Raw genomic sequence first — 387 nt, 5'->3', positions numbered from 1 at the left:
TGGCGGGCCTTTCCAGACCTCTTCATCTAACCGGTTCCTTTGTAACTCCATGTGAGACGTCCCACAACCCCAAGGAGCAAGCTCCTTGGTTTGGGCTAATCCGCGTTCGCTCGCCGCTACTGACGGAATCACTATTGTTTTCTCTTCCTCAGGGTACTTAGATGTTTCAGTTCCCCTGGTATGCCTCTGTTCTGCCTATGTATTCAGCAGAAAGTGACTGTCGATGAAGACAGCCGGGTTTCCCCATTCGGACATCCCCGGATCAAAGCTTGCTTACAGCTCCCCGAGGCTTTATCGTTGTTCGCCACGTCCTTCGTCGGCTCCTGGCGCCTAGGCATCCTCCGTGTGCTCTTTGTAGCTTAACCTAGATTTTTCTTTCAAAGAAAG

Annotated in this window: 1 rRNA gene; it reads right to left on the bottom strand. The window is 51.7% G+C overall.

What is annotated here, in order from left to right:
• Positions 1-365 (bottom strand): 23S ribosomal RNA (locus QD47_RS29690); the annotation flags it as partial.
• Positions 366-387 lie beyond the last annotated feature (22 nt).

Source organism: Paenibacillus terrae (assembly GCF_000943545.1).
GTDB classification, from domain to species: domain Bacteria; phylum Bacillota; class Bacilli; order Paenibacillales; family Paenibacillaceae; genus Paenibacillus; species Paenibacillus terrae_A.
The sequence above is the reverse complement of the archived record's forward strand: the minus strand, read 5'-3'. Positions and strand labels throughout refer to the sequence as shown.